Origin of the sequence: Paenibacillus agilis (assembly GCF_007786455.1) — a bacterium.
Taxonomy (GTDB): domain Bacteria; phylum Bacillota; class Bacilli; order Paenibacillales; family Paenibacillaceae; genus Paenibacillus_B; species Paenibacillus_B agilis.
On the sequence record NZ_VNJK01000001.1, the window covers coordinates 3,138,341 to 3,165,165 of the forward strand.

23 protein-coding genes are annotated in these 26,825 nt (G+C 42.3%); 4 read left to right on the plus strand and 19 right to left on the minus strand.

Going from position 1 to position 26,825, the window contains the following annotated elements:
* Window positions 1-2 precede the first annotated feature (2 nt).
* The 8 genes from bglX to FPZ44_RS13865 form a co-directional block, all read right to left on the minus strand.
* Window positions 3-2,174 carry a beta-glucosidase BglX gene (gene bglX / locus FPZ44_RS13830; protein ID WP_144991097.1) on the minus strand — a complete coding sequence of 724 codons (2,172 nt, stop codon included), beginning with the start codon at window positions 2,172-2,174 and terminating at the stop codon, window positions 3-5.
* A 94-nt stretch (window positions 2,175-2,268) separates the two neighbouring features.
* Window positions 2,269-3,030 carry an alpha/beta hydrolase gene (locus FPZ44_RS13835; protein WP_144991099.1) on the minus strand — a complete coding sequence of 254 codons (762 nt, stop codon included), beginning with the start codon at window positions 3,028-3,030 and terminating at the stop codon, window positions 2,269-2,271.
* Window positions 3,031-3,056: 26 nt separating this feature from the next.
* Window positions 3,057-4,052, minus strand: coding sequence for a LacI family DNA-binding transcriptional regulator (locus FPZ44_RS13840; protein ID WP_144991101.1), 996 nt, complete (start codon window positions 4,050-4,052; stop codon window positions 3,057-3,059).
* A gap of 144 nt (window positions 4,053-4,196) precedes the next feature.
* A complete protein-coding gene (locus tag FPZ44_RS13845) occupies window positions 4,197-5,015 on the minus strand; it encodes a carbohydrate ABC transporter permease (protein WP_144991103.1) in 819 nt (272 codons plus the stop codon).
* Between the two features lie 45 nt (window positions 5,016-5,060).
* On the minus strand, window positions 5,061-5,960 hold the full coding sequence (locus tag FPZ44_RS13850; RefSeq protein WP_144991105.1) for a carbohydrate ABC transporter permease: 900 nt from the start codon (window positions 5,958-5,960) through the stop codon (window positions 5,061-5,063).
* A gap of 122 nt (window positions 5,961-6,082) precedes the next feature.
* Window positions 6,083-7,321 carry a sugar ABC transporter substrate-binding protein gene (locus tag FPZ44_RS13855; RefSeq protein WP_144991107.1) on the minus strand — a complete coding sequence of 413 codons (1,239 nt, stop codon included), beginning with the start codon at window positions 7,319-7,321 and terminating at the stop codon, window positions 6,083-6,085.
* Window positions 7,322-7,886: 565 nt separating this feature from the next.
* Window positions 7,887-9,080, minus strand: a complete 1,194-nt coding sequence (locus FPZ44_RS13860; RefSeq protein WP_144991109.1) for an MFS transporter — start codon at window positions 9,078-9,080, stop codon at window positions 7,887-7,889.
* A gap of 74 nt (window positions 9,081-9,154) precedes the next feature.
* A complete protein-coding gene (locus FPZ44_RS13865) occupies window positions 9,155-9,682 on the minus strand; it encodes a TetR/AcrR family transcriptional regulator (RefSeq protein WP_261378325.1) in 528 nt (175 codons plus the stop codon).
* 320 nt (window positions 9,683-10,002) lie between these two features.
* On the opposite strand from FPZ44_RS13865, the gene FPZ44_RS13870 reads away from it, so the two are divergent.
* Together FPZ44_RS13870 and FPZ44_RS13875 are read left to right on the plus strand one after the other, a co-directional pair.
* Entirely contained in the window at window positions 10,003-10,920 is a 918-nt protein-coding gene (locus FPZ44_RS13870) for a DUF4180 domain-containing protein (protein ID WP_144991111.1), read from the plus strand.
* A gap of 18 nt (window positions 10,921-10,938) precedes the next feature.
* Window positions 10,939-11,802, plus strand: coding sequence for an alpha/beta fold hydrolase (locus FPZ44_RS13875; protein WP_144991114.1), 864 nt, complete (start codon window positions 10,939-10,941; stop codon window positions 11,800-11,802).
* 424 nt (window positions 11,803-12,226) lie between these two features.
* Here the strand turns inward: FPZ44_RS13875 and FPZ44_RS13880 are convergent, their stop codons facing one another.
* Entirely contained in the window at window positions 12,227-13,129 is a 903-nt protein-coding gene (locus FPZ44_RS13880; RefSeq protein ID WP_144991116.1) for a BsuPI-related putative proteinase inhibitor, read from the minus strand.
* Window positions 13,130-13,206: 77 nt separating this feature from the next.
* Window positions 13,207-14,178, minus strand: coding sequence for a phosphotransferase enzyme family protein (locus FPZ44_RS13885; RefSeq protein WP_186786044.1), 972 nt, complete (start codon window positions 14,176-14,178; stop codon window positions 13,207-13,209).
* A gap of 136 nt (window positions 14,179-14,314) precedes the next feature.
* On the opposite strand from FPZ44_RS13885, the gene FPZ44_RS13890 reads away from it, so the two are divergent.
* Window positions 14,315-14,659, plus strand: coding sequence for a hypothetical protein (locus FPZ44_RS13890; protein ID WP_144991120.1), 345 nt, complete (start codon window positions 14,315-14,317; stop codon window positions 14,657-14,659).
* 124 nt (window positions 14,660-14,783) lie between these two features.
* Here FPZ44_RS13890 and FPZ44_RS13895 read toward each other — a convergent pair whose 3' ends face one another.
* The 5 genes from FPZ44_RS13895 to FPZ44_RS13915 form a co-directional block, all read right to left on the minus strand.
* On the minus strand, window positions 14,784-15,995 hold the full coding sequence (locus FPZ44_RS13895; RefSeq protein WP_144991122.1) for an MFS transporter: 1,212 nt from the start codon (window positions 15,993-15,995) through the stop codon (window positions 14,784-14,786).
* Between the two features lie 218 nt (window positions 15,996-16,213).
* The gene (locus tag FPZ44_RS13900; protein ID WP_186786045.1) at window positions 16,214-17,050 is read right to left on the minus strand and encodes a GAF domain-containing protein; all 837 of its coding nucleotides are present in this window, start codon (window positions 17,048-17,050) and stop codon (window positions 16,214-16,216) included.
* Window positions 17,051-17,259: 209 nt separating this feature from the next.
* A complete protein-coding gene (locus tag FPZ44_RS13905) occupies window positions 17,260-17,544 on the minus strand; it encodes a hypothetical protein (protein ID WP_144991124.1) in 285 nt (94 codons plus the stop codon).
* A gap of 855 nt (window positions 17,545-18,399) precedes the next feature.
* A complete protein-coding gene (locus FPZ44_RS13910; protein ID WP_144991126.1) occupies window positions 18,400-19,278 on the minus strand; it encodes an NAD-dependent epimerase/dehydratase family protein in 879 nt (292 codons plus the stop codon).
* A 122-nt stretch (window positions 19,279-19,400) separates the two neighbouring features.
* Window positions 19,401-20,078 (minus strand): YitT family protein, encoded by a 678-nt coding sequence (locus FPZ44_RS13915; protein ID WP_418789151.1) that lies wholly within the window; start codon window positions 20,076-20,078, stop codon window positions 19,401-19,403.
* Window positions 20,079-20,733: 655 nt separating this feature from the next.
* Here FPZ44_RS13915 and hmpA point away from each other — a divergent pair.
* Window positions 20,734-21,948 carry an NO-inducible flavohemoprotein gene (hmpA, locus tag FPZ44_RS13920; RefSeq protein ID WP_144991128.1) on the plus strand — a complete coding sequence of 405 codons (1,215 nt, stop codon included), beginning with the start codon at window positions 20,734-20,736 and terminating at the stop codon, window positions 21,946-21,948.
* Between the two features lie 120 nt (window positions 21,949-22,068).
* On the opposite strand, the gene FPZ44_RS13925 is transcribed toward hmpA, so the two are convergent.
* From FPZ44_RS13925 to FPZ44_RS13940, 4 genes are all read right to left on the minus strand, one after another.
* Window positions 22,069-22,806 (minus strand): suppressor of fused domain protein, encoded by a 738-nt coding sequence (locus FPZ44_RS13925; protein WP_144991130.1) that lies wholly within the window; start codon window positions 22,804-22,806, stop codon window positions 22,069-22,071.
* Between the two features lie 114 nt (window positions 22,807-22,920).
* Entirely contained in the window at window positions 22,921-23,646 is a 726-nt protein-coding gene (locus tag FPZ44_RS13930) for an HAD family hydrolase (protein WP_144991132.1), read from the minus strand.
* A gap of 160 nt (window positions 23,647-23,806) precedes the next feature.
* A complete protein-coding gene (locus FPZ44_RS13935; protein WP_144991134.1) occupies window positions 23,807-25,807 on the minus strand; it encodes a S9 family peptidase in 2,001 nt (666 codons plus the stop codon).
* 182 nt (window positions 25,808-25,989) lie between these two features.
* Window positions 25,990-26,556, minus strand: coding sequence for a delta-aminolevulinic acid dehydratase (locus FPZ44_RS13940; RefSeq protein ID WP_144991136.1), 567 nt, complete (start codon window positions 26,554-26,556; stop codon window positions 25,990-25,992).
* Between the last annotated feature and the right edge of the window lie 269 nt (window positions 26,557-26,825).

Below are 26,825 nucleotides of genomic sequence, written 5' to 3' on the forward strand. Positions count from 1 at the left end.
CATTACCGTACGAAATGAAATCTACACTCTATTACATCTCGACTGTTCGATCCTACAAATACAACAAATTCTCCTGGATCGCTTGTAAACTGCAAATCAGCATGATGATAGCGAAGCTGCTCTTCCATAATTGTAAATGTCACCTTGCGACTTTCTCCGGGCTCAAGTGATACTTTCGCAAAATCTTTAAGTTCCTTAAGCGGCCTTACGACATCACCTGAGATATCACGCACATATAACTGGACGACTTCCTCGCCTGCCAGCTCACCTGTATTCGTTACCGTCACTTCGACACGAAGCGGACGATCCACCGTCATGATCTCGTCTGATAGTACGAGCTCTCCATAAACGAATGTGGTGTAGCTCAAACCATACCCGAACGGAAGCAGCGGTGCATTCGGAACATCTAAATATCGGGATACATATCGAGCATCTACATCCTTCGGATCATGCGGACGACCTGTATTAAAGTGATTATAATAAACAGGCACTTGTCCTACAGAATAAGGGAAGGACATCGTTAATCGACCTGACGGATTCACATCACCGTATAAAATATCCGCAATCGCTGCCCCGCCTTCGCTGCCCGGGTACCATGCCTCAAGTACCGCATCGACTTGATCATAGACACCATGCAAATCAAGCGGACGCCCATTAAACAGCACAGCAACGATCGGCTTATGCAGCTGCTTCAATCTTGCAATGAGCTCCAGCTGTGCTTGCGGCAGCTTAATATCGGCTCGACAGCCGCCTTCACCGCTCATGTCTGAGTGCTCTCCTAATGCGAGCACGATGACATCTGCTTGTTCAGCCGCCGATAACGCTTCGCTGTAATGCTCCTCTGTCATCATCTCGATGCCTGAGCCTTCGGCAATTGCTACGAGGGAGTCTGGAACTTTCGCCAACAACGCCTGATCTAGGCGAACCGCGTCATCTTTCACCCCAGTCCACGACCAGTTGCCCAAAATATCGCTGCTCTTCGCAAATGGTCCGATCAAGGCAATACGGCTGCTCGGTTGCAGCGGAAGCAAGCCTTCTTCATTTTTCAACAACACACAGGATTTAGCAGCCATTTCCCTCGATATGTTGCGATGCTCCTCACAAAATACAACCTCACGCTCAGCTTCAGGATCAGCACCACGCAGCGGGTTATCAAACAAACCAAGCTTATCCTTCAATTGAAGTACGCGCAGTACAGCTTCATCAATAAGCGCTTCATCCACTTTGCCGCTAGCGATCAGTTCAGGCATATGATGAACATACGTTGACGTCATCATTTCAATATCAACGCCTGCTTGAATGGCTTTGTAAGCCGCCTCTTCTTCGTTCGCCGCAACCCCATGGGGGATAAGCTCCTTAATGGCTGCCCAGTCGGAAATGAGCACACCGTCAAATCCCCATTCATCCCGCAGTAAATCACGCATCAGCTTGCTGTTTGCAGTTGCCGGAATCCCATCTACCGTATTAAAAGAGGTCATCACCATTTCACAGCCTTCATCTAAGGCAGCTTTGTAGGCAGGCAAATAATATTCACGGAGTTGGCGTTCTGACAAATCCACTGTGTTGTAATCTCTTCCGCCTTCAGCAAGACCATACGCAGCAAAGTGCTTCACACATGCAGCTACACGATGCCGGTCATTCGTAAGGTCATCCCCCTGAAATCCTCGGACAAATGCCCGTGCAAACATACTATTCAAATAAGGGTCTTCACCTGTAGACTCCATGACTCGTCCCCAGCGAGGATCTCGGACAAGGTCTACCATGGGTGCAAATGTTACATGCACACCCGACACTGCGGCTTCCTTAGCCGCAACTTCCGCACTTTTCTCTGCCAGCTCCAAATCCCATGAGCACCCGATAGCAAGCGGGATTGGAAATATCGTCTTGAAGCCATGGATAATGTCCGCCATAAAGAGGAGCGGGATGCCCAATCGATTGTTCTTCAAATGCATTTGCTGAATATGTTTAATCTTTTCCGCGCCAGCAAGCCCTAAAGCGGAACCAGCTTGACGAACCGTTTCCTCAGTAATCCCTAACTCTTTCATCGGCCCGGTAATAACGCCATCGCTGTCTGCTCCATCATAGAAAGGAGCCGCTAATTGGAGCAGCTGCGCAATCTTTTCTTCTAACGTCATTTGCTGCAGTAAATCTACCATTCGCTGTCGATTAACCATCACTGTTTCCTCCCGTTCATTCATGCCTTAATAAGCATGCTGCACTTTATCGAAACGTTTCACCAAACAGACATACGAAATAAACCTCGTACCCTCATAGAGGAAGCCAATCCAATACTCGCTTTATTTTTCGATCCCAATAGCCCCATTCATGTTCGCCAGGCTCTTCTTCATATGTTATCGTTAGCCCTGCATCTATAGCATGAGCACGAAAAGATACATTGTCTTTGTACAAGAAATCTTCCGTGCCGCAGCACTGATACAGATGAGGCTGTTGCTCTTGACTAACAGCAAGTCGAGAAGCTAATGCAAATAAATCATTCTCGCTTCCTCTTAACCCATCTATATTTCCAAAAATACATTCCACTTCATATGGCAAGAAGCTATTGGGGCCATTGACCCGACTTACAATATCCAATCCGCCAGATAAACTAGCAGCTGCCGCGTACCGTTCAGGAAAGCTTAGACCCAGCTTGAGCGCTCCGTAGCCTCCCATCGATATGCCCGCTACAAAGTTGTCTTCCCTACGTTCAGACAAAGGAAAGAAAGAACGTGCCACTGCCGGAAGCTCCTCGCTCAAATAAGTGAAATAAGGAGCGCCTTTTTTCATATCGGTATAGTAACTGCGGCCAACACTTGGCATAATGAGGGCAATCCCTTTATCCTCTGCATACCTTTCTACCGATGAATGACGTAACCATTCTGCATGATCTGCCCCAAGCCCGTGCAGCAAATACAATACAGGCAGCTTGCCGCCACTACTCTCTCGCAAAGAAGAATGCTGCGGCAAAATAACTTGAATACTCGTGGACATGGCTAATGTCTCCGCATAAAACTGACATTGAATACTCGCCAACGTTACCCTCTCCTGCCCGTGTTTCGTTAGTTCTTTGCAGCGATGACCGATTTGCGTTCCATCAGTTCAATCCCTAGCTTGTAAGCAGGATTTACTTCATCACCGTCCATCATCTGGAACAACAGATGACCTGCTAATGAACCGGCTTCACGCTTCGGCTGGCGAATTGTTGTGAGCGCTGGACTCACATATTCAGCAAGTTGGATATCATCATAGCCAATTATAGAAATATCATCAGGAACAGAAACCGAGCTCTCTTCAAATGCTTTCAATCCGCCAATCGCCATTTCATCGTTTCCGTAAAAAATAGCCGAAGGCAGCTCTCCCTGCATAATCATCATTTTCGTAGCACGGTATCCACCTTCACGTACGAAGTTACCGCTTAACCGCCATTTCGTCTTCTCTTCAAGACCTGCCTCTTGCAGAGCCCGAAGATAACCTTCATAACGGCGTTGGTTGTCATAGGAATTAGCAGGACCACTAATATAAGCGATCGTCTTATGCCCTTTTTCAATTAAATAGCGAGTTGCTGTGTATCCCCCTAGTTCACTATCAACTAGTACATTGATCAAATAATCACTGGATATTTCTCGATCCATAATGACAATTGGAAAGCGTTCACTTGCACATTCCTTCAACGTATCATTACTAATGTTATGCGCAAGCACGATAGCTCCATCAGCCCTATTCTCGCGCAAAAACTTCACAGCAGTTGAATCTCGACCACCCATAGAGCTGCATGCAATCAAGTCATAGCCTCGTGCAAGCGCGACATCTTGAATGCTCTGGATCAGTTCAGAGTAGTACGGTCCAGACAAATCGGTCAAAATAAGGGCGATCGTCTTCGTGCGGCTCCTTTTCAAATCCATGGCGAAGCCGTTTTTGCGGTAGTTTAATTGACTAGCGGCTTCCAATACTTTCGTTCTCGTCTTTGCGCTTACCTTACTGTCTCCATTAAGCGCGTATGACGCCGTTGAAAGCGCGACCCCCGCCAGCTTTGCCACATCCTTAATCGTTGCCATTAAACGTCGTCCTTTCTTTCCTTAAACATGAATATGCATTATCTAAATCAAAATAAATGGTCATTATCTTACGTTCGTGTGTTCAAAGATTTATAAATTTTTAAGCTTGTAAATTTCCACCAATCGAACTCTATACTGTCTATATTACTTCATCCCAGAGATCGTGTAACCTTCAATAATATGTTTTTGGAAAAATGAGAAAATGATAATAATCGGTACAACCATGAACGCAGCCCCTGCCATTTGTAGGCCGAAGTCAGTACCATGCTCGCCTTTTAACAAAGACAATCCTACCGACAACGTATAAAGAGAATCATCATTTGCCATAATGAGCGGCCAGAGGAAGCTATTCCATGCCCCAATGAAAGTAAGTATACCTTGGACCGCAAACACCGGCTTCGCAATAGGCAGGATGAGTCGGAAAAATATTTTAATTTCCCCTGCTCCATCAAGCCTTGCAGCCTCTAGCAAATCCATCGGTATCGTCGTCATAAACTGACGGAACAAGAAAATACCGAATGCCCCAACGAGCCCTGGTAGTACGATCCCTGTCATCGTATTCGTTAATCCCATTGCATTGACGATCAAGTACACCGGAATCATCGTAACCTGTCCCGGAATCATCATCGTCGCCAGCACCAAGTAGAACATTTTGTTACGCCCAGGAAATTCGAACTTGGCAAACGCATACCCAGCCATCGCGTTGAGCAACAATCCAATAAAGGACCAAAATACAATCGTCATCGTATTTTGGAAATAGACAAGAAAGTCCATCTCCAAAAACAATCGTTTATAATTATCAAGCGTCGGCTGATCAGGAAAAATCGTTGGCGGTATAGCTGTAAATTCATTAGCTGGCTTGAAAGATGAACCGATCATCCAAATGAACGGAATCATCATAATAACGCCTCCCGCAACGAGAAGTGTTGTCATAAATACCTTTTCAAGTCGTCTAGCGGTCATCCTATTTTCCTCCTTCCCATTCCATACGGTTCAGAAAGCTGCTTCTTAATACTCCACATCTTTTTTCCTTACGATGAACTGAATGATGGTCGCTGCAATAATAAATAGGAAGAGAACAAAGGAACCTGCAGCAGCATAACCAAAATTACTGAGTTGGAATCCGTTATTGTAAATAAAGAGCGCCATGGACATCGTTTCATTCAATGGCCCACCTTTTGTCATTACGAGCGGTTCCTCGAAAAACTGAATCCAGCCAATTAGCGTCGTAATCGTGACAAAGAAAGTAGCAAAGCCAAGCAGTGGAACAGTAATGTAAAACAGCCTTTGCCGTTTGTTCGCTCCATCGATTTCAGCAGCCTCATAATACGTACGCGGAATTCCCTGAAGAGCAGCTAGGAAAATGATCATATTAACACCCATCGACTTCCACAGTGCCATTAAAATTAATGACAGTTTCGCCAACACCGGGTCCTGAAGCCATTTTTGTGCGGGAATATCAAACCAAGACAACATATGATTAAACAATCCGTACTGACTGTTGTACAAATAGCCCCATACGACAGCGACGGCGACAATGTTCGTGATAGAAGGCATATAATAGATAACTCGGAACGTCTTAAATAGCCGCCCTGTTCCGTAATTAAGCAGCAGTGCAGCACTCATAGAAAGAATAATAACGAGCGGAACCCCGACAATGACATAGAATGCCGTATTATAGATCGATTTTAAAAATACCGGGTCTTTAAACAACTGTACAAAATTATCGAAGCCAACTGCGCTAATGTTGGAATAATCAGCAAGCCCTGCTAGATCGATGTCTGTAAAGCTAATGACCAATGCAATTACAATTGGAATGATTGAGAATACGATTAGCAACAGAAGCGTAGGTGCGATAAATAAGTATGGGACTCTATATTTAGTCCACCGCTTCCAAATATGCTGCATCGTCTTTCACCCCCTCGGATTATAGCTGCAGCCTGCCCACGATGGAGCAAGCCGCATCGAACATACAACATTTGCTCACGTTGATCTAGCAAAACTAAAATGATAATGAAGCTATGGTGCTTTTACTTGTTTAAGATTTCTTTTGCTTTCTCATTCAAAGCATCCAGCTCTGTCTTCACATCTGCATCACCGACTGTAATCTGCTCGAAGCTAGCAATAATCGCTTGAGCAATCGTTTCCCATTCCTTAACGAATGGAGCAGGACGGGAATTTTCTAACTGTTCGCCGAATACTGCTACAAGCGGCTCTTTCAACTTTTCATCATTCCAAGCTTCTTTTACAGATGGAAGCGTGTTAGCCATTTCATACCATTTCAGCTGTGTTTCTTTCTCGGACATATAGGAAACGAATTTTACTGCTTCATCCGCCATTTTTGTATGACTGAATACGGAAAGATTCGATCCGCCGATGGAAGACGTATTCGTTTTCTTCGTAGGCATAACTACTGTTGCCCATTTTCCATCAATCTCTGGCGCCTTTTCCTTTACAGTACCAATCATCCAAGGACCACTAATGAACATTGGGATCGTTCCATCTTTGAACGCTGCAGTAAGATCCAAATCTAAACCTTGCGGCACCAAGCCTTCATCCCAGAAGCTCTTTAAATATTCAATCGATTCCACATATTCTGGCTGATTAAATAATGGCTCACGCTGATCATTAATTAGTTCGCTTCCGTTTTGCCAACCAAACAATGCTGTCGTAATTTGGTCACGCCCATCGATCGTAATACCGTACTTACCTTCTCCTCGTGCTGTCAGCTTCTTCGAAGCATCCTTCAAGTCATCCCATGTCTTTGGACCTTCTGGATAGCCTGCCTCTGCTAGCAAGTCTGTGCGATAATAGAGCACGCGCGTCTCTACGTACCATGGAATACCTACGACTTTCCCATCATGTTTCATCGTTTGAACGGCTCCATCGAAGAAGTTCTCTTCTTTTAAATTCGGATACTTCTCCATGTAAGAAGTCAAATCAAGCAGTGCACCTGCATTCGCAAATTCTGGTATCCAAGAGGTTCCCATCTGGATAACGTCAGGGCCGCTTTTTGAAGCTACTGCCGTCATCAACTTGTCATGAGCGTTCCCCCAAGGGATCGCTTGCACATCAACTTTAACGCCTGGATTTTGCTGCTCATATTGCTTTACCAACTCGGGCAGCTTCTGTCCTTCTCCACCCATGGCCCAAACTTTTAACACCTTTTCCCCATCTGCTGTTTCTTTAGACCCACCTGAACAACCAACTAAAGCTACCGAAAACATGAGTAATACCGTCAACGCCAACAACAACGATTTTCTCTTCATTTCCATTCACCTCGTCTGTAATGTACGTGCTTTTTGAACCATAGTGATGAATACTTATAAATTCGAAACGTTTCGATAATTGTCGAAATTAAGACCACTTTCCGCACAAAAACACTTGCTTATTATTTCGACTAAGTACTTCCATTCATTCCTTATTGTTTATGTAAACAACTTATCTCATAAGAAAACAGCTGTTTACGAGAAAAAGATACTTTGTTTGTAAAATAGATGAACAATAATTCGAAACGTTTCGATAAACACATTATAATCTTGCATGTTAGCGTTTTCAACTACTTTTTTTATTACTCCCAATTACTTTTTAACCAATCGAAATTAGATTGACCCTAGACAATTGAGTGCACCTATTTATCTACCTCCTGTTTCGCCGCTTACGTTACTACTTCCGATGCTACCTGTTTACGTTTTCTATTGTCTGTTCATCCTTAGATTTTCTGCATGCAAAAAAGACTCACTCCATCTTCAACAAATGAAATAAGCCTTCTAAGTGTGCTATTGTGTCTACCAGCAATCAACTATCTACGACGCTACTTTTAAAATGAATCCATTACTTTTTCTCTGTCGTATAATAAATAAATGCAATGACGGGTAAAGCTATTCCAATCAACAATGCTGCATTCCACCCACCTATAGCATACGCCCATCCTCCTGTCGCAGAGCCGATAGCACCACCAGCAAAAAAAATTGCCATGTATAAACCATTAAGCCGACTTCGGAACTCAGCACCCAATGATAAAATTGCACGTTGTCCGATAACTAGATTTGCTGAAACACCCATGTCTAATAAAATCGCTGAAATGACCAAGGTTACTAATGCGAATGTGGAACTGCCTTGAATTACAAGAGGTAAAATCCCAGAAATAATAACTAAAACTAATGCTATACCTGTAACTGGTCGAGTCCAGCCTCTATCGGCAAACCGGCCTGCCACTGGTGCAGCTACCGCCCCAACTACTCCAAGCAAGGCAAACAAGGCAACTTCCTTTTGGGAAAAATGGAACATCGGACTTGTTAATAATAAAGGAACCGTAGTCCAGAACAAACTGAAAGTTGCGAACACACACGCGTGATAGATCGCTCTACGCTGCAAAATCGGCGTAGTTTTGAGTAGATGTAACATGGAACCCAAAAGTACCGAGTATCGCGTTGTGGTCAACGCTCGTCTCGCAGGAAGCACCATTGCCAATAATAGAGCCAACACTAAAATCGCCGTGGCGGACAAGTAGTATACGGCTCTCCAGCCCCAAAACTCCGCCACTATACTTGAAATGGGACGAGCGAGCATAATACCGAGCAATAAACCACTCATAACATTTCCAACATTTCGACCGCGAGTAGCATCTGGCGAAAGTTGAGCTGCGTAAGGTACAAGTATTTGAGCCGCAACTGATCCCAACCCGATAAACAGTGAAACAGTGAGAAAAAGGGCAGCACTTTTGACTACAGCCGCAAGCGCCAAAGCTACGACAGTGAGGAGCAAAGACACTACAACAAGTTTTCGGTTTTCAAGTATATCCCCCAAGGGTACGATAAATAATAATCCGATTCCGTAACCAATCTGAGTAAGGGTAACGATTAAGCCAACTGCCCCAGAAGATAACCCCAGTGCCGAACTAATGGGACCTACTAGAGGCTGCGCATAATAGAGATTAGCAGCGATTAGACCACAGGCTGTAGCAAGAATGAGTATGAGCCATGCCGAAATAGGGTTTGCATGTTTTTCACCTTCGATTGAACTCAAGGCTATCGCTCCTTTGCTGGTGAATAAGCCTCCTTTTCCGGAACGATCATTCCAGAAAGATTAAAAAAATTTGTTTATAGCATCTCAATAACGGTGTTCATCATGTCATAAACCATTTTTTTATCACTTTTCACCTTAGATACTACATTGATACTATGGTTAAGGTTAAGCAATAAGTGTGATAGAACCTTAATGTCTTTCTTGGAGTCAATTTCTCCTGTCCGCTGTCCTTTGCTTAGAAGTTCATCAAATGCCTGCTCCAATTCCTCGAAGCTGTCTCGTATCAATTTGCGTAGTTGTTCATCCGGTGAATCCAAGCCAAGCGATGCGTTTGTAATGAAGCATCCTTTGGGCAAATTCTCATCAAATGCAGAAGTAATATGCTCGTCAAAATACTGCCGAATTCCAACTTTCGCAGACGACGCATTTACTAAGAGATTTCTTTTTTTCTGTCTTAGTTTTTTGTAATATTGCATGGCTTCAACATATAGCGTCTCTTTGTCTACAAAGGTTTCATACAAACTTGATCTGCTTAATTCCATTGCTTTTAATAGATCCGGAATGCTTGTCGCTTCATAACCTTTTTCCCAAAAAACTAACATTGCTTTATGAATTACGTGCTCTTTGTTAAACTCTCTAGACCGTCCGATTAGTAACTCCTCCTTATGTGTAGAAGGATTATAACATTTCCGGAACGATCGTTCCAGTTTTTCGTGATTCGAATCAAATTCCAAAGCCTACTAAAATAATTTCCAATCTAACACAATCTCCTGCCTCATCTTGGGTAGCATCATCTGTGGTACGGTTCACCGCGTTGTCTGTAACGGCAAGTTTTTGGGCTATCCTTTTAGAGTAAATTAGATTGACTAACACAATAACATAAGTTACTCTTAACCTATGTTATTCATAACGAGGTGTAATAATGTCAATCCAATTAGCAATATTAGGCATTCTGAGTTGGAAGTCCTCAACAGGATATGAATTAAAAAAGATTTTTGAGGATTCCTCCTTCATGTATTGGTCCGGTAATAATAATCAAATTTACAAAGCTCTAATGTACATGGAAAATGAAAATTTTGTTACTAGTGAAGTGGTCCATCAGGATAACTCTCCTTCAAAAAAAATATATTCCATAACAGAAGAAGGACTTAAAGAACTAAAAAAGTGGCTTGTGTCATCACCAGAAGTTCCAGAAATAAAAAAAACATTTTTGGTGCAGCTTGCATGGTCAGATATGTTAAGTAATCAAGAATTAAGTAAGGCACTCTCAAAATATGAAAATGAAATCAAACTGCACTTGATTATGCAGAATGAGAAATACAGACGTGCTCTTCATTCACCTAATAGAAGCAATAGGGAAAGCTTAATATGGGAAATGATTTCAGAAAACATCATATCAACCTATAATAATGAACTTAATTGGGTCCGAGAAACTCGTCAGAAGTTGTTTAAAAATGAAGTTGTAGAGGAAGAGGAGAAAATGAACTATCAAATTAGAGAAATAGAGAGTAAAAAATATATTGAGCTGATTTCTACTACTGAGCCTTTAAGTACAGAGAATGATGCACTTGATCTAATAGCTTTATGCTGGGAACATGAGACAAATGTGCTTATGATACACTATGCAACCTTATCAGAAGACTTCTTCAAGCTTAAGACCAAATTAGCCGGCAATATGATCCAGAAATTTACAAACTATGGTATTAAAGCTACTGCTATTATTCCTCAGGAGACAATTCAAAAAGGCAGATTCAAAGAAATGGCCATGGAAACGAACAAAGGCAATCATTTTAGATTGTATGAAAGTAAAGAAGAAGCTGAAAAATGGCTTCTGAAATAGAAAGAAAGGAGAGTTATAATGGAAAATATATATAGGTCAGAAGAAGGTAAACGAGAAGTTTTAGGACAGTATCGAAAAATACTTGCCAGCTGGCCAGTGGAAAACCACCAATACGTAGTTGAGACAAGTCTTGGACCGACTTTTGTCATAGAGTCTGGATCAAAGGACAGTCCCCCGTTAATCCTCCTGCATGGAAGCGTATCAAATTCTTACACTTGGTACGGCGATGTAGCTTCTCTTTCTAAAACCCACAATGTCTATGCAATCGACATTATTGGAGAAGCAGGATTATCAGCGGCAATTAGACCAAACTACGAAAGTGATGCATATGCTCTATGGTTGAATGAAACAATAACTGCACTTAGATTAAGCAGCTGTTCAATTGTAGCTATGTCATTAGGTGGCTGGATTGCATTGAGTTTCGCCACCACCTATCCGGATAAGGTTGATAATTTGGTTTTGCTTTGTCCCGGAGGGCTTGCACCTGAAAAAGCCAGTTTCCTATGGAAAGCAATTTTTTTCTCACTACTTGGAAAATGGGGCCAGCTTCAAACACTCAAATTAGTGGGTGGCGGTAATAGTTCTTCTTCATCGTTATCCAGATTGGGAGAAGATCTTGCATTCTCATCACTTACGTTTAAATATTTCAAACCACGAACGGCAAAAATGCCAGTATTCAGTGATCAGTTGCTTTATCAATTAACTATGCCGATATTAATGCTTTTTGGCGATTCTGATCAATTAATACCTGCAAGCAAGAGTATTATGCGACTTAAACAATTTGCACAACAAGCTAAGATCGAACTACTGCCTAATACGGGCCACCTAATTGTCAACCAAGCAGATAGGATACTAAAATTCTTGAACCTCCGAGGCATTTGATATGTTACTGCAAACAATAAAATTAAGGGCTTCTCGACATTAGCACCTCCGGCCTAACAGCCGAAAGAAAAACTCAATGTGTGGAAGCCCTTTTTTATAGGACATATTCAGCCCTGCCAAACCGGATTAAGCCATTTTTGGTGCATATATTATAATTTTGACCCTCCCCACTTTGCGAAGTCCGCCATTCGAAGAAGCGAACTAAAATGTGGTTTGATCGATGTCCATTGAATAGCCTTTAGCCCGAAACCTACACACATATATACAAACTCATGCCCCGCAAGGAATTCCGCAAAAAAACTTGACCTTATTTATGATACGGTTCACCGATCTTTATGCTATAAATAAAAATGATATCAAAAAAGATGACCCCGTATTGCTCAGGAATCATCTTTTCGCATCATTCAATTATATAGTTGTTCCATTACTGAACCGTAAATTGCTTAATGACGCGTGCACTATTATCTTTCGCCGTAATCCAAAACTCTACCGAATACGATTTGCCCCGCTCCAACTTCGCTTGATGATCGTAAGTCACCGTCTCATTTGGAGACAAGGATTCCTCTCCAAGAACTTGCATAAACATTTGATCCGCAGATAAATGCTCGACGATAGATCCTGTTCCATCCTTTATAATTAAGTCAAATCGTTGCGATGTATTGTACTCCAACAACAACGTCTCAGATCCTGTATTTCGTACGGTAAATAAAAAATTTGTTTGCCCTGTGGCTGCATCCGTACTAATCTGAACATCTGTCTTTAACGGATCTGCTGTCCGTTGTGCCGTATCTATATTTGCCAACATTCTCACCAGTGTAGTTACATCTTTACGCTTTACTTCAGTACGGAACGAAGTTACCTCCGTCAATATTCCTTTATTCAATGCCGTGAAGACGTAAGGAGAAGCCCAGTCAGAGGTATCCCATAATTCTTGTGGTTCTGTTTTCATGGGAGCAGTACCTACAATCGGAACTTTAAAACCTTTCATTAAAGCAACGAGAAGTTGTTCCAGCGTTACCTTCTCATTCGGTTTAAAATGCTTATTCGATACCCCTGTCATTAGCTTCGCTTCCACAACTGCAGGTATCGCTCCATTGTTAACTGCCCAATGTGCTTTCGTATCTTCGAAGGATGCTGCCTCCGTTGACCGAAGTTCAAATAAACGAGCAAGAACGGTTGCCAACTCTGCGCGCGTCAGATTCTCCTCCAACCGATCATGGATTAACTTAACAGGCTTCTTAAACTCAGGCATAGGCGGAGCGGCATAGACAGTCGATCCAAGTACGCCAAATACAACCAACATAACGATTGCTATCTTTTTCTTCATAGCCTTGCTCCTTTCTTATCATTTTGTTCATAGACGACCCTCCAACTTATATTGTTGCAGACAGCTGCTTATCCGATTCAAAAAAGAAGATTTACATCTATTATTTCTTCATTACGTTCAATCTCACCACGAATACGGTCGAGCGTAGACTTCATTCTCTCCGTAAGCTGCCCTGCCGCTTGCTTTTCACTTACCGCAATATACAGTAGGAATTGACGGAGCTTTAAAAAGGTCGGTATTCGCTCCAGCTCTTCGCGCTCCAATGTACGATGCCGCGTGTACCCTTCTACGAAACAGGCCAAGAATTCCCGAATATTCTGACTGTTCTGGCCAATCTGATTGCCTTTTATCACATAATATAAAATGACAGCTATATCGTTTACATACCAGTTGTACTGCATATCATCAAAATCAAATAAAGTAATTTGTCCGTCTGCAACAAAATAATTGCCGCGATGACAGTCATAATGGATTAGCCCATAGTTCTGAGACGTCACAGGAAAAGCATGCAGCTGCTCCAACACCTTTTGTCCATATGTAATGACAGCTGGTTGTCCCTGCAACAATTCCGAAAAATGGTTTAAGCGCGGCTCGTCATACCATTGTGAGCGAACATAAGAAGGATCTGAAGGTGAATACACCTCTGCAAGTCGATGCATTCGACCTACAATGTCTCCTAACTGTACAAATAAGTCAGGTCCCCAATCCTCTTCTCCCACTTTATCGCCCTTAGCCTTCTCATAACCCACAAAGTAAAATTGCCCTACCTTATATACATACTGCCCATCTATAGTTGGAATACAACGAGATACAGATATGCCATGCTCAGCTAAATAATTGATATAGTCCACTTCTGCCAACAGCATTAATTTGGTACGACGTTCTCGGTGAATGATTTTAAGTATGAAGGATTTTTTGTCTTTACTGAACTCATAGACATAGCTTTCAAAACCACCAATTTCAATCATTTCACTTGGTGCTACTCCGAATACCAATGCCGCTATCGCTACAATGTCATGTAGCTGTTCGCTACTTACTGCATCATCCATGTTGTATCCTCTCACCTCATTTACATCTCTTTCCATTCATTAAATCAGGAATATACATACAAGTAAAGAGGAACCGTTACCTAGGCGTATACATACAGTAATGAGAAATGTATCGTTAGATGGAGGTAATGACAACATGCCATGCTCCTGCCAACAACCTAAGCCCGGCATTTTATATCAAGGCAATCTAGATGTGCTAGCGAAATGGAAAACGTATCGTGACACGATGCAAGAGGTACTCCAACCTCATCTTCATAGAACCGTTCGGATTACACTTGATAATGGAAATATGTATGAAGGCAAGATCGTTGGGGTCGATGGAAGTTTTCTATTACTCGAAGTGATGATGCCTACCGCAGTTGCTCAAGCTTCCCAAGCTGGCGCTGGAGGATATGCTGCGCCACAGGAGCACAGAAATGTAAGCAACGTTATTCTACCTCTCGTGCTGTATGAACTGCTTGTTATTACATTGCTTTTATAATAACAATACCTCAATTCAATGAAGAAGGCCGCAGACACCACACTTAGTTCACGTGTGCAGTGTAATGCGGCCTTTTTATCGTTCTTGATGGATGTTCGTATTGGTTTCAAGTACTATTGTGCTTTTATTGCGCTTGCTCGGTGGATGCGGCTGTCTTTACTTGTTTCTCCTGCGTAAAGCGCAGCATGGATATTAGAATCAATACGAGAGACAATGCGCCGAAGATACCAGCCATATATTGCAGCCCGATCGTATCCAACAGCAAACCTACCGTCAGGAGCACGACTTGGAACATAACCCGATCAATCATGCTGCGGAATGAGAAGAAGCGACCATGATATTCTTTAGGAATCGTCGTCTGAAAATAAGTTGAGAGCAGCGGGAAATAACAACCTGCCGCAAAACCAAACAACCCGAATGAAGCCAGCGCAACCCAGGCATAGTCTGCAAATAACAACATGAATTGAGATATGGCTATCATGAAGGAGAAGAGATATAACCGATTCAGCAAATTACCGTTACCTGAAATACGCCGTACAAGAAAAGCAGCTACGATAAAGCAAATCCCTTCCACCGCATATAAGGCACCTTTAATTTGGGAACTTTGATGCATTTCACTAATATTGATAACCATAAGGTTGAATGCACCAATGAATAGCAATGGAACGATAGAAATGATGAGTGCCATTGTCGCTACAGGCATGTTCTTTAGCATCGGAATTACTTCTTTAAAGCTTCCTTTCGCTCCATGCTGTTTTTTCTTATCATCCAATTGCGTTTCATCTACACGCAGCATCATCGTTGAGAGTAACAACAACACATAAGCGACAAATGAGGCCATATACAACGTATATAAATCAACGACCATTAATAAGCTACCTGCTGCTGCCGTACCTAATATTCGCGCTATGGTAGAAGCGTTCATATTAACCCCATTCAATGTAATAAGATCTTTTTCAGCCACAATTTGTGGAATTAACGCTTGTAAAGCAGGTAAGGTGAATGCGGCTGATATTTGTAAAAATATAGCGAACATGACCATCCATGCTACCGAATCAAAAGCAAGTGCAACAAACATGAAGCACACACTAATTAACCGTCCAATACCTGAATAAATGAGTATCGTCTTTTTCTTATTAGCATCGATAACTCTTCCCGCTAGTGGACCAACCAACACACCTGCTAACAAGCCTGTAAACAGGATCAACGACTTCATAAAGTCAGAAGGGACATGTGCCTGCATAAATTCCAGGTTGGCGATAATAGACATCCATAAGCCTAGGCTTGCAATAAATTCACCAGCTAAGACGATCCATACATTACGGTTCCTCCACATGTTCTACCCACCTCATTTCATATGTATAATTTTCCTCATTTTTAATGTTCCTATCATACCAGCAGACCATCAAACAAACAACTGTTCGCTTATAATAAATACATAAAAGCAGGTCTATGGCTCAACACCAAGACCTGCTTGAAAAGACGACATTGGAATAAAAATATCGATGAGTCATCATTAGAGCGACATAGAAAGTAAACTACTGCGACCTAAGGTCAGATACCTAAGTTCTGCCCTACTTCCTCTTCTGACAAGGACAATCCATCATGAATGCTTCGATTCATCTGATCTGACCAGCGTTGATAGGCCTGAACATGTTCAGCGAGTACACCCGTAGCAATTTCGGCATAGAGCTCACCGATTAATCGACTAGCTTCACTAAACGGCTCTATCCCATCTACGGTCATAACTCCATATGAACCAAGCGGGAGGCAAAGCAGGGTTTGGTATGGACTTTTGGAATCCGTATTTCGTTCCCAGTCCTCATCCCTTGTAACATCAGCGCATTGGATAATTGATTGCTTGCGATAGCTGCGCCCAGCAACTGAACGATCAACATGAAGCTGCCGTTCACCCACGTAATGCTTTGGGAAACCAGCTGAGGCGAAGCGAAGTGTCAGCTTCTGTTCCGCATACAGCCAAATGCCGCATCGATGATGTCCGCCAGGCTTGCGTTTCATGTCGATAGCAATCATGTCAAGCATCCTTTGCATTAAGAACGCAGTATCTGTCAGTACGTTATAGGCATCCTGCGTGGATCGCAGGTCATTTAACGTCTCAAGAAAAGGCTTCATATTACGCAAAGCGGAATTTGTCTGCTGTGCAGCCTGCTCGCTGCTCAGTTTATCCGTTTGAACTTGTTCCATCTTCTCCTGATAGCCCTGCAATCGTTCATCCCGCTTCAATACATCCGTAATCATTTCACTAAATTTCTTATTAATGTACATGGTACGGACAAAATAAAACAACAACCCTACTGCCAATACGACAGCAAATAAATGATAACCCCAAGGCGGCAACTTATCCAAAAGTACTTTGATAACCGCTTCCATCCTCACCCCTCCTTGCGCGAACGCTCGACCATGTAATGGTACAAACATATGCAGCAAGTGAAGCGAACATGCATTCTTGAGCAAATAAATAAGGAATAATTGTTAAATTACATCCAACTTACTGCAACTTCCTACAACTTTCTGTCGCAATTGGCTTCGATGTAATCATAATGTGCTCGGTCAATGTTGGATACTAAGCTTTATATCCACTAGGAGCGAGGCATTCTTTTCATCATAACTAACAAAATTCCACAAGCAAATACATAACCAGCTGAATACATCAAAAATTGAATTTTTCTACCCAACGTAACTGTTGTTCCATCCTGCCACGAAAAATCTGGAGTATATGCTCCAGCTTGTAACTGCGCCGTCTGAGCAACTTCAGCTGTTTGCTGAGCTGCTGCTTGCAATTGATCCGTCCAAATAAAATACTGAAAAAATCCTCCAACAGCAATAAACATAATGACAAACAACCATAACATTTTTCGTTTCATCATCATTACCTCCCGGCATCCATATTCATAATTATGGCCTTCTCTTTATCATCCCAGCCTTCTGTCCATTCATGATGCATACGAATTCATCCATTCAAGTGAAGGAGCCAAATAAGACATATTCTTAATCGGACATGCTCTGGCAACGCTTACAAATTGGTTGGATGATTATTTACTTTTCACCATTAATAAAGGAAATGAACGTACTGAATAGACATCTGAATCTGTAACTAGAGGGAATCTCAGTTCCGTAATCACGCTTATTTGCAAGTATGATAAGTTCGACTGACATGAGGTAAGGGCAGCAGCGGCCTGTAGATGAAGGAAAATGAATGATGTTGCCGAGCGCGTGTTGGAACTGTATATGTATAGTATAACGCACTCATTCACAAATAATCCATACTTTTTTCACACATTATTCACATCTAATCTTAAAATATGCTTGCTTGTTTTAAAAAATAAAAATCAAGCGGACTACTGTCATCGTCGTAGAGAACTGTTAGGATCTAAAGTCAGCGCGCAAAATCCACCGCCTAAGCGGCATAATAATAGGATAAACAGGACAAAAATGCATCTATTTTAAGTGACTTTCTGAATTAGGCAGCAAATATGGACAAATGTGCAGTTAATTTCGATGATTATGCCCTTAAAGAAGGTATAGATGTAAAAATAAATGCACATTTGTGGATATTTCCTCTGACTTACGTATATATAGAAAAAATAACTGCATATTTGTCCTATAAGTCAGACACAACTAAAAAAAGTCGAGGTGTAGGAACAGAGTCTGTTCCTACACCTCGACTTTTTATGTAAACGAAATTTTCTTCCTATTCAGTTAGCTGAATACTACTCCTACTACCTCGCAGTAAGCTCTTTTGCCAACGATGGCAGCCAATCGTGCAACTCATCAAATTCAAACCCAGCTTGACGAGCAGAGCTATTATCCATTAACCAACTGTCTGGCACGCCAAACGGAGAACGATCAGCGTCGATCCCAGTGTTTGTGATGATTGCTTTCTTCCCAACTGCCTGCTCCACAATGTTCATTACATCGGTTAGCTGAATCATTCCATTGGAACAAGCATTAATCGGTCCTGTCCATGAATGCTTGCCCGCCCACTCTAGGAAAGCCGCAGCTTCACTAGAGTGAATAAAGTTCATTCGCGCTTCCACATTTGGCATATAAACAGGAATTTCGTTGTTCACTCTCTCAAGATGGTATTCCAACCGTTTCGTATAATCATCTGGCCCAAGCACGATTGGAAACCGTACAGAAGAAACAGGAAATGCAGCCTTCTGATGAAACACGGCTTCGCATAGCTGCTTCCCTTTTTGATAGGAAAGCTGCTCCTCACCTAGTGGTTCATCCAAATCTACACGGTATGGATCGAAATCAGCTTCAACATGCAACTTGCCAGAAGGATTGTATACCGATAAGGTGGAGGTAAATACATAATGACCTACTCGCCCTTCAAACGCCTCAACCGCATACTGTGCGGATTCGGGAGAATAACATATGTTATCGTAAACTAGATCCCACTCGCCCAGTTGAGCAGCAGCTTGAACGGAATGACGGTCTGCGCGATCTAAGATGACACGCTGTACTTGTTCGCCAAAGGAATCAGCAGTGATTCCACGCGTAGCAATCGTAACGTGATCTCCATTTTCCAACAAGCGCTGTACTAGTCTTTTTCCAAAAAACCTTGTACCACCCATTACTAAAATGCGTCTCATATGCGACTTCAACTCCTACCGTTGTATGTATAAATGCACAAAAACCGCCCAGTTTCCTTCAATCTTATTGAAAAAAACTAGACGGTTCTTCTTCATGTTAATTATTATCTTTATGTTATTCATCACGAGTGACGTATTGCTGTAGGTGAAGCAGATACAGCAGCAGCCTTAGACTGAACTTTCTCTACTACTGGACGATGTACGGTAATTCCACCTTGTACCGTCCATGTAATAACTTGACCAGCAATGCCGACCGCAAGAATCGTGTATAACACATCCATCAGTGGCAAATACATCAAGGATATTAGCAATACGACTACGTCAAATATAATAAATACAGTACCTATACTTAACTTGGTGACACGGCTTACGAATAAAGCCATAATATCGTCACCGCCAGTAGCTCCGCCAAAGCGCAGCACCAGTCCTGCTCCGAATCCAGTTAAAATACCGGATACGACAGCCGCCCAGAACAAATTAGGGCCGAAGTCAAGCACGAGCGTGGAAAACTGCTCGCACAAATAGTACGTAAGCGAAAACGCTCCTGCAGCAATCGCTGTGTTCATAATAAAGGTACGGCCTTTCAAAAACCATGCCGCGATAAAAACAGGAATATCTAATACAAGTACTGTAACCGCTGGCGACCAGTCAAATGCATATTTGCCGAGCAACGCCAACCCTACAAATCCACCTTCAGCCAAGTTGTTCTGAAAGTTAATGTGATAATAACTAAATGCTAGTAATACGGATCCTAGCAACATCCATGCAATCTTACGTAATTGTTCGTTTCTCCTCATCATAGTACCCTCTCGCTTCTGTTGTCATTGTCCTTCGACAGACAAGCGAGGGCAAGAGATGAGGACTTCATCCTTCGAATCATCATAGTTCTCGCTTCCTTTTCCGCAGTCTGTCATACCGTCGTGGCAACTTTACTCTGCGAAGGGAAGCTAGATGTAGGAAAGATCATAACGTTTCCAGATTGTCCTTTGGGGCATCATCCTTCGGGGACGCATTGGTATCCTGATCCTTTCTTTTGTTTGGTTTGAGTTAGAGATTACTCTCTCACTTACGTATATTATACCATATAATTATTACGCTCCAAAGCAGCCTTATCCCTCAAATATCGGCGCCGTTCGCTGTATAACGGAATGAACCGTTAGAAAAGCAGAAGATCTCCATGCAAGTTCTGCTTCCTCTTGGATTTGCTCTTAAATGCTCCTACAAGGACACTATTGACTTTATTTTCAACCAATGGAATGACTTTTCCACAAGATGTTCATGAACCTATCACATTCCATGTGCGTTCAATCACACTGTGACAGATTAGAAAAAATTAAAATCAACGTGTGAAGGAAAATGAATGACTGGCGGCTAATTTAGTGCTAACTATCAATGAACCAAACTACAACTATACAGAAATTAAGTCACTATTGAAAATGGATGGAGGACACCACTATGCTATCTTCCCGTACTATTGAAATTGTTAAATCTACAGTTCCTGTTCTCGGCGAACATGGTACTGCCATTACGAAGCGTTTTTACACGATTATGTTCGAGGCTCATCCTGAACTGCTCAATATTTTTAATCATGTGAATCAAAGTCAACACCGTCAGCCAACCGCACTAGCTAATGTAGTTTACGCAGCTGCTGCAAATATCGATAAACTCGAAACCCTTCTTCCTGTCGTTAAGCAAATTGGACATAAGCATCGGGCGCTCAATGTTAAGCCAGAGCACTATCCTATCGTAGGAAAATACTTGCTCATGGCTATAAAAGACGTGCTCGGAGACGCAGCTACAGACGAAATTATTTCGGCTTGGGGGGAAGCTTATGGGGTTATCGCCAATGTATTTATCCAAGTAGAAGATGATATGTATAAGGAAGCAGAGCAGCAGCCAGGCGGTTGGAGCGACTATCGTCCCTTCATTGTTATGCGCAAAGTTCAAGAAACGGAATTCATTACTTCTTTCTATCTGAAACCACATGATAATGCTCCTATTGCTCATTTTGCGCCAGGACAATATATTACGGTTCGTGTGAAGCCAGACGGTTCAGCAAATACACACCTTCGCCATTACAGTTTGTCACTTGCACCAGGCGGAGATTTATATCGAATTACGGTCAAGCGCGAGGGAGCTAACGATAATAAAGCTGGAGGAATCGTTTCCTGTTACTTGCACGATGCTGTCCACGTTGGAGATACATTAGAGCTCACTCCACCTGCTGGTGATTTCACCCTAGCTCAAGATAAGAGCACTCCTGTTGTTCTTATCAGCGGCGGCGTAGGATTAACACCAATGGTGAGCATGCTGCATACACTCGCTGAGCAGGAACCAGCACGCGAAACAATTTATATCCATGCAGCAAAGAACCGTAATCATCATGCTTTACGGAACGAAGTGGATAAACTGTCCCAAGAGCATGCTCATGTTAAAGTATTGACTTGCTACGAAGAAAGAGCAGTGGATACAGACTGTGATCATGAAGGCTACATCGATGCCACTTGGCTTAAGTCCGTACTATCCACGGACCATCTTGCAGAAGCAGACTTCTACTTCTGTGGGCCTGTACCATTTATGAAAGCAATAAATACACAATTACAGCAACTTAATGTTGCACCTGATCGTATCCATTATGAGTTCTTTGGGCCTTCAGGCACTTTGGAATAATTAACAATTAGCGGATACATTCCGCTGCCTACTTAATAGAGAAATGCCCTTAACCATTTTAGTAGTTAAGGGCATTTTTATGTATAAACATAATTGTAGTACTATACCGCTTGAAATAGCTTAAAAGATCCAAAATGATTTTTTGCACACATTTTTTCTCTTAATATTTACAATTTCATTCACACCAGCTTGCTCAAGCTTCTCAAATAGATCCTCAACACCCTTTTTCAACTTAAAATCCATTTCTTCCTGATATAAAGGTAGCAAGCTAAAGAAATGTACAACTTTATCTTCAGAGCACGGCATGCTGAAAAAACTTTCTACATCATCCACTAATGTTGGAATGGCCAGCATCATGCCTGACAACTTGGTATTATTCGTATATGACTCAGCAGGGTCACCATTTGGAATCGTATGTCCAGCATACAACCATGTATCGTATTCATGTGGCAACCTGGCCATTGTTTTTAGCCAACGTACAGGCCAATAGTTTTCCTCCTTCTGGAAACCCTCTTGTGATACGTTCCATGTCGGAGGCAGGCAGATCATCAATTCTGCATACGAATACGATTCTGCGCCTTCTGGCACCGTCATTGGCAGCTCGCTCATTCCGGAAGTAATTAATGAATAATAATTTCTCTCTGGAGTTGGGGCAACCATAAAGACATCAATATGAACGAGATCGGAAATTAATTCGTGAAATACGTTGTCTACCCTTCCTATATATTTCTCAATATGATTACGAATCCTCTCAATTGATTCTTCATTCCCTTCAGCAAGTTGAAAGTCATGTTTGCGTTCCGTATGGCGATAAATCGGTTGACCGCTTTCTGTATATTCCTGATCTTGATGACTCATAATTGGCCTCCTATGAAAGTAGCATATGTTTGTAGATACGAATTAACAATTACATCTAAGCTGTAAGCTCTCATCATTCCTACTCAATCATTTGAAACGTACTTGTGCTGAAACTTAAGACAGCACCTTCATCAACTCACCAATATGGCTAAAATATTTCCTCGGAAATACTTCTCCGTTTTTCATCTTTTCTATGTCTGCTCGGTAAGCGATAAATTCGATTCCCGCTCTTTCGGATGCTTTTCCATCAATCCAAGAGTCCCCTATTGATAACCACTCATCAGCCGCAGTAGTCGGGTAACAATTAAGAATATACAAAAAACCGTCCGGGGATGGCTTTAGAGATTGCATTTGTTCCCTTCCTGCAACATGATCAAAATAGTGTATGATACCGTTATCTCTCAGAGCTGAATGGGCGGCTTTCTCTGAATTGTTAGTGACTACAGCTAAGTGGTAGTATCCATGCAATTGTTCCAGCAGTTCCGTCACTCCTGGCTCCAGCACTGCACCATGCATACCTGCTACTTCATGCCTAACAGGTATTTCCCACATCGCTTGCAGCAACTCCGCTGACATCCGATTGGTTGCCACCGCTTCTTCTATGATGGTAGAGGTTGTGTACTGCTGAATAGGAAGTCCTTCTGGTAGAATGTGATGTTCCACAAGGAACGAATATGTCTCTTGCTTCATAGCTTGGAAATCAATCTTCGATTGCAGCAGTGTATTATCCATGTCGAAAATAATGCCCTTGATATGTTCGTAGCGATTAGATTTTTCGTTTTTTGTAGGTGTAGGGTCAGCATTATGATTTTGATCGCTCTTATCATCCAGTACGTTCATCTTCTCCCACCTCTTCTCATCCTTATCTCCAGCTCACTATGATGATCCTATCGTCTGCTCACTGACTCGAAATTGATTTATGTATTGATGGTAAAAAGAACACCAAGTACAGCAACGCACATGGTGTTCCATAGGAATACATTCATAAGTACATTCAAAGTTACACAGCCCCGCCAGGAATAAAACGATTCATCCAGCCCACAATACGATCTAATCGTTCAACACGAAGTTCTGGATGGCCGCTGCGAGACAAGTTATGGTTAGCATCCGGGAAGCGAACAAACTGCGTTTCTTTCCCCTGACGTTTCAGCGCAATAAACAATTGCTCCGCTTGTTCGATCGGACAGCGTAAATCTTGTTCCCCATGCAAAATTAATAGAGGGGTATTTATTTTTTCTACATATGCAATTGGGGAGTGCTTCCACAGCTTCTCCATATCCGCCCATGCGTTGCCGTCAATTTGATCTTCCGTAAAGTAATATCCGATATCACTTACACCATAGAATGAAATCCAATTGCTTATAGAGCGCTGTGTTACAGCTGCCACGAAACGATCCGTATGACTGACAATCCAGTTCGTCATGAAACCGCCATAGCTTCCACCTGTCACGCCTATGCGTTTTTCATCAATATAATCAAAGTTTGCAATTGCATAATCGACGGCTTCCATTAAATCTTGATAGTCTCGCCCACCGTAGTCGCCGCGGCATGCATTTACAAACTTTTGGCCATAACCATGTCCACCGCGTGGGTTCGTATAAATAACGGCATAGCCTTGTGCAGCTAGCAATTGGAATTCATGCATAAAGGAGCTTGCGTACATGCCATGTGGACCGCCATGAATTTCTAGAATGGTTGGGTACTTGCGTCCTTTTTTCATGCCTACAGGTGGAACCATCCAACCTTGAACCTTCCAGCCGTCAGATGTCTCCAACCAGAATATCTCTGGCTTGCTTAATTCCAACTCTTCTAAAAATGAATCATTAAGATGAGTCAATTGGATAGTCGTGCTTGTATCCAGATTATATGAGAACAATGCGCCAGGTTGCATGAAATCAGCCTTAACCATAACGATACTTGTCTCATCCGTAGTCAATTCAAATTGGATAATCTCTTGAGGCCCCTCAGTCAATAGCTCGTGTGTACCATCTAGACCAAACTTAATGATGTGTACACTTCCTTCGATCGTTGCGAGCGTATAAATAGATTGGTCATCTTTACTGAATATTGGGCCTTCAAACTCGCCAGCCTTCATATCTGTAATTGCATTGTTACCAAGCTGCCAGTCCAAGTGCTGAGATCGACAAGTAAGGGTACCTTCTGGATAAGTTAATGTGTACAAACGCTGCAGCGACGCAAATCCATGTGAGAAATCGGAAGCTTGGAAGGCAATTGTTCGACCATCATGTGAAAACACTGGTTTGCCAATCGAAAGGCCGGAATCTGTTAATCTACGAGATTCACCATTCGTACGTTCAACGATGAACAAGTCATTCGTCCGCACCAGATCCGGATCAGCTGTTTCATCTTGCATGTTCTTTGCTGTATATGCAATTGTTGTACTATCCGGAGCCCATTCAAAACTAGTAACATCAAAGTTTCCATTCGTTAAAGCTTTAGCTTCACCTGTTGCACAGTCGTGCACAAATAGATGTGTTCTTTTCCCATCCCACAGCCCTGACCCATCCGACTTATACATTAATCGATCGATGACAAGAGCTTGCTTGCCTGGTTTATGAACATCTTCACCTTCTTGAGTAGATGCTGCAACATCGCTTACTTTGGACAAATAAAGTATGTACTGCCCATCCGGTGACAAAGCAAAGCTTGTAACACCCGACTCGGCCTTCGTAACCGCATAAGCTTCACCGCCAGAAGCATCCATCATCCAGACTTGATTATGCTCTCCATCCTTGCGGATAAAAGCAAATGATGTTCCATCCTGCGACCATGCAGGCGATGTATCCTTTGAGCCTTGAGTCCAGGCACGATCCTGCTCTCCATTGCTTGATACAATTCGAATGGCGGTATCATATCCACTTTTGTCTTCGTTAACTTGTTTCGATACATACGCAATACGATTGCTGACTGGACAGATGGCAGGGCTGCTCACCCATTTAAACTTAAACAAATCCTCAGAAGTTATTTTACGTTTCCCCACTTGCTGTCTCCTCCTCCGATGATTACGTATACAATAACCCGTTCGGATATCCGAACGGGTTATGTATCTCCTTACATCATATCATCTTATTAGAAAATATTGCATACAAGAATGGATAAAATTAGCCTTCTTTTCTGTCCTTCTTATAGCTTGAATCAATCACGGCTGTTAGAATAGCCGTATTATTGAGCAGCAGACTCTTGCTCATAAATCCGATACATCTCCAGCTCCTCGTCCATAGCCTTTGCCAAAACAAAGGCTTCTTGCACACTCTTCTTGTTATGAAGAATCTCATAGAAGTAACGCACGACGAACATAAGCGCAGAGCTTCCGTATGGATAATCATCCGGTCCGATATACGTTCGGCAACCACCGTTCAAAAAAGTCTGTGCCAACTTCGGATCGCCTAATGAACACCCATTTGCAAGTACAACCTTGCCTGGCAAGTTAATAAATCGAGCTACTTCATCTGGACCAAAGTCCTCCCTTGGCTCGTCCTCTTCATAGACAGACTCATCCAGCTCAGGCATGACAAATTTGCCCTCATCTCCATGGAAGCTAAAAATAATGAAATCCGTATCCGAATAAAGATCTTTGCCTGATAAAATATCGATGAGATCAGAAGGCCTGCCAATCCAATACGTAATGACACGAGCATCAAAAGATTCCAAAGTCGCTCGGATTGCATTTGCCTCCATATCACTATCGGGTCCGCATACTAACGCAATACTCATCACTGGTTTACTCATGCTTCATTCCTCCACCTTTTTTAATAGTTAGTTTGGTTACAATATGAAAGTAACTACTAAGATGGAGGTGATCGAGCTCGGTATTCGACCCTAGCGACAATACGTTAATGCTTCATGTTTGTCATCGTTAATGACACTCCTCTTTACTAAGATTTATAATCATTTGAATTGTGGAGTATATTACCATAACGAACATTACTACTTCAACCTACACCTTTTAAGGAATCATAAATAAAGAGAAAACAAAAATAAGGAAGCAGTAGAGCTAC

Excerpts from the sequence above, each read along its gene's own strand:
- bglX (WP_144991097.1), bottom strand. The coding sequence starts at position 2,174 with ATGGTTAATCGACAGCGAATGGTAGATTTACTGCAGCAAATGACGTTA.
- FPZ44_RS13840 (WP_144991101.1), bottom strand. The coding sequence starts at position 4,052 with ATGGCAACGATTAAGGATGTGGCAAAGCTGGCGGGGGTCGCGCTTTCA.
- FPZ44_RS13845 (WP_144991103.1), bottom strand. The coding sequence starts at position 5,015 with ATGACCGCTAGACGACTTGAAAAGGTATTTATGACAACACTTCTCGTT.
- FPZ44_RS13850 (WP_144991105.1), bottom strand. The coding sequence starts at position 5,960 with ATGCAGCATATTTGGAAGCGGTGGACTAAATATAGAGTCCCATACTTA.
- FPZ44_RS13855 (WP_144991107.1), bottom strand. The coding sequence starts at position 7,321 with ATGAAGAGAAAATCGTTGTTGTTGGCGTTGACGGTATTACTCATGTTT.
- FPZ44_RS13865 (WP_261378325.1), bottom strand. The coding sequence starts at position 9,682 with ATGTTAGTTTTTTGGGAAAAAGGTTATGAAGCGACAAGCATTCCGGAT.
- FPZ44_RS13870 (WP_144991111.1), top strand. The coding sequence starts at position 10,003 with ATGTCAATCCAATTAGCAATATTAGGCATTCTGAGTTGGAAGTCCTCA.
- FPZ44_RS13875 (WP_144991114.1), top strand. The coding sequence starts at position 10,939 with ATGGAAAATATATATAGGTCAGAAGAAGGTAAACGAGAAGTTTTAGGA.
- FPZ44_RS13880 (WP_144991116.1), bottom strand. The coding sequence starts at position 13,129 with ATGAAGAAAAAGATAGCAATCGTTATGTTGGTTGTATTTGGCGTACTT.
- FPZ44_RS13885 (WP_186786044.1), bottom strand. The coding sequence starts at position 14,178 with ATGGATGATGCAGTAAGTAGCGAACAGCTACATGACATTGTAGCGATA.
- FPZ44_RS13890 (WP_144991120.1), top strand. The coding sequence starts at position 14,315 with ATGCCATGCTCCTGCCAACAACCTAAGCCCGGCATTTTATATCAAGGC.
- FPZ44_RS13895 (WP_144991122.1), bottom strand. The coding sequence starts at position 15,995 with ATGTGGAGGAACCGTAATGTATGGATCGTCTTAGCTGGTGAATTTATT.
- FPZ44_RS13900 (WP_186786045.1), bottom strand. The coding sequence starts at position 17,050 with ATGGAAGCGGTTATCAAAGTACTTTTGGATAAGTTGCCGCCTTGGGGT.
- FPZ44_RS13905 (WP_144991124.1), bottom strand. The coding sequence starts at position 17,544 with ATGAAACGAAAAATGTTATGGTTGTTTGTCATTATGTTTATTGCTGTT.
- FPZ44_RS13910 (WP_144991126.1), bottom strand. The coding sequence starts at position 19,278 with ATGAGACGCATTTTAGTAATGGGTGGTACAAGGTTTTTTGGAAAAAGA.
- FPZ44_RS13915 (WP_418789151.1), bottom strand. The coding sequence starts at position 20,078 with ATGATGAGGAGAAACGAACAATTACGTAAGATTGCATGGATGTTGCTA.
- hmpA (WP_144991128.1), top strand. The coding sequence starts at position 20,734 with ATGCTATCTTCCCGTACTATTGAAATTGTTAAATCTACAGTTCCTGTT.
- FPZ44_RS13925 (WP_144991130.1), bottom strand. The coding sequence starts at position 22,806 with ATGAGTCATCAAGATCAGGAATATACAGAAAGCGGTCAACCGATTTAT.
- FPZ44_RS13930 (WP_144991132.1), bottom strand. The coding sequence starts at position 23,646 with ATGAACGTACTGGATGATAAGAGCGATCAAAATCATAATGCTGACCCT.
- FPZ44_RS13940 (WP_144991136.1), bottom strand. The coding sequence starts at position 26,556 with ATGAGTAAACCAGTGATGAGTATTGCGTTAGTATGCGGACCCGATAGT.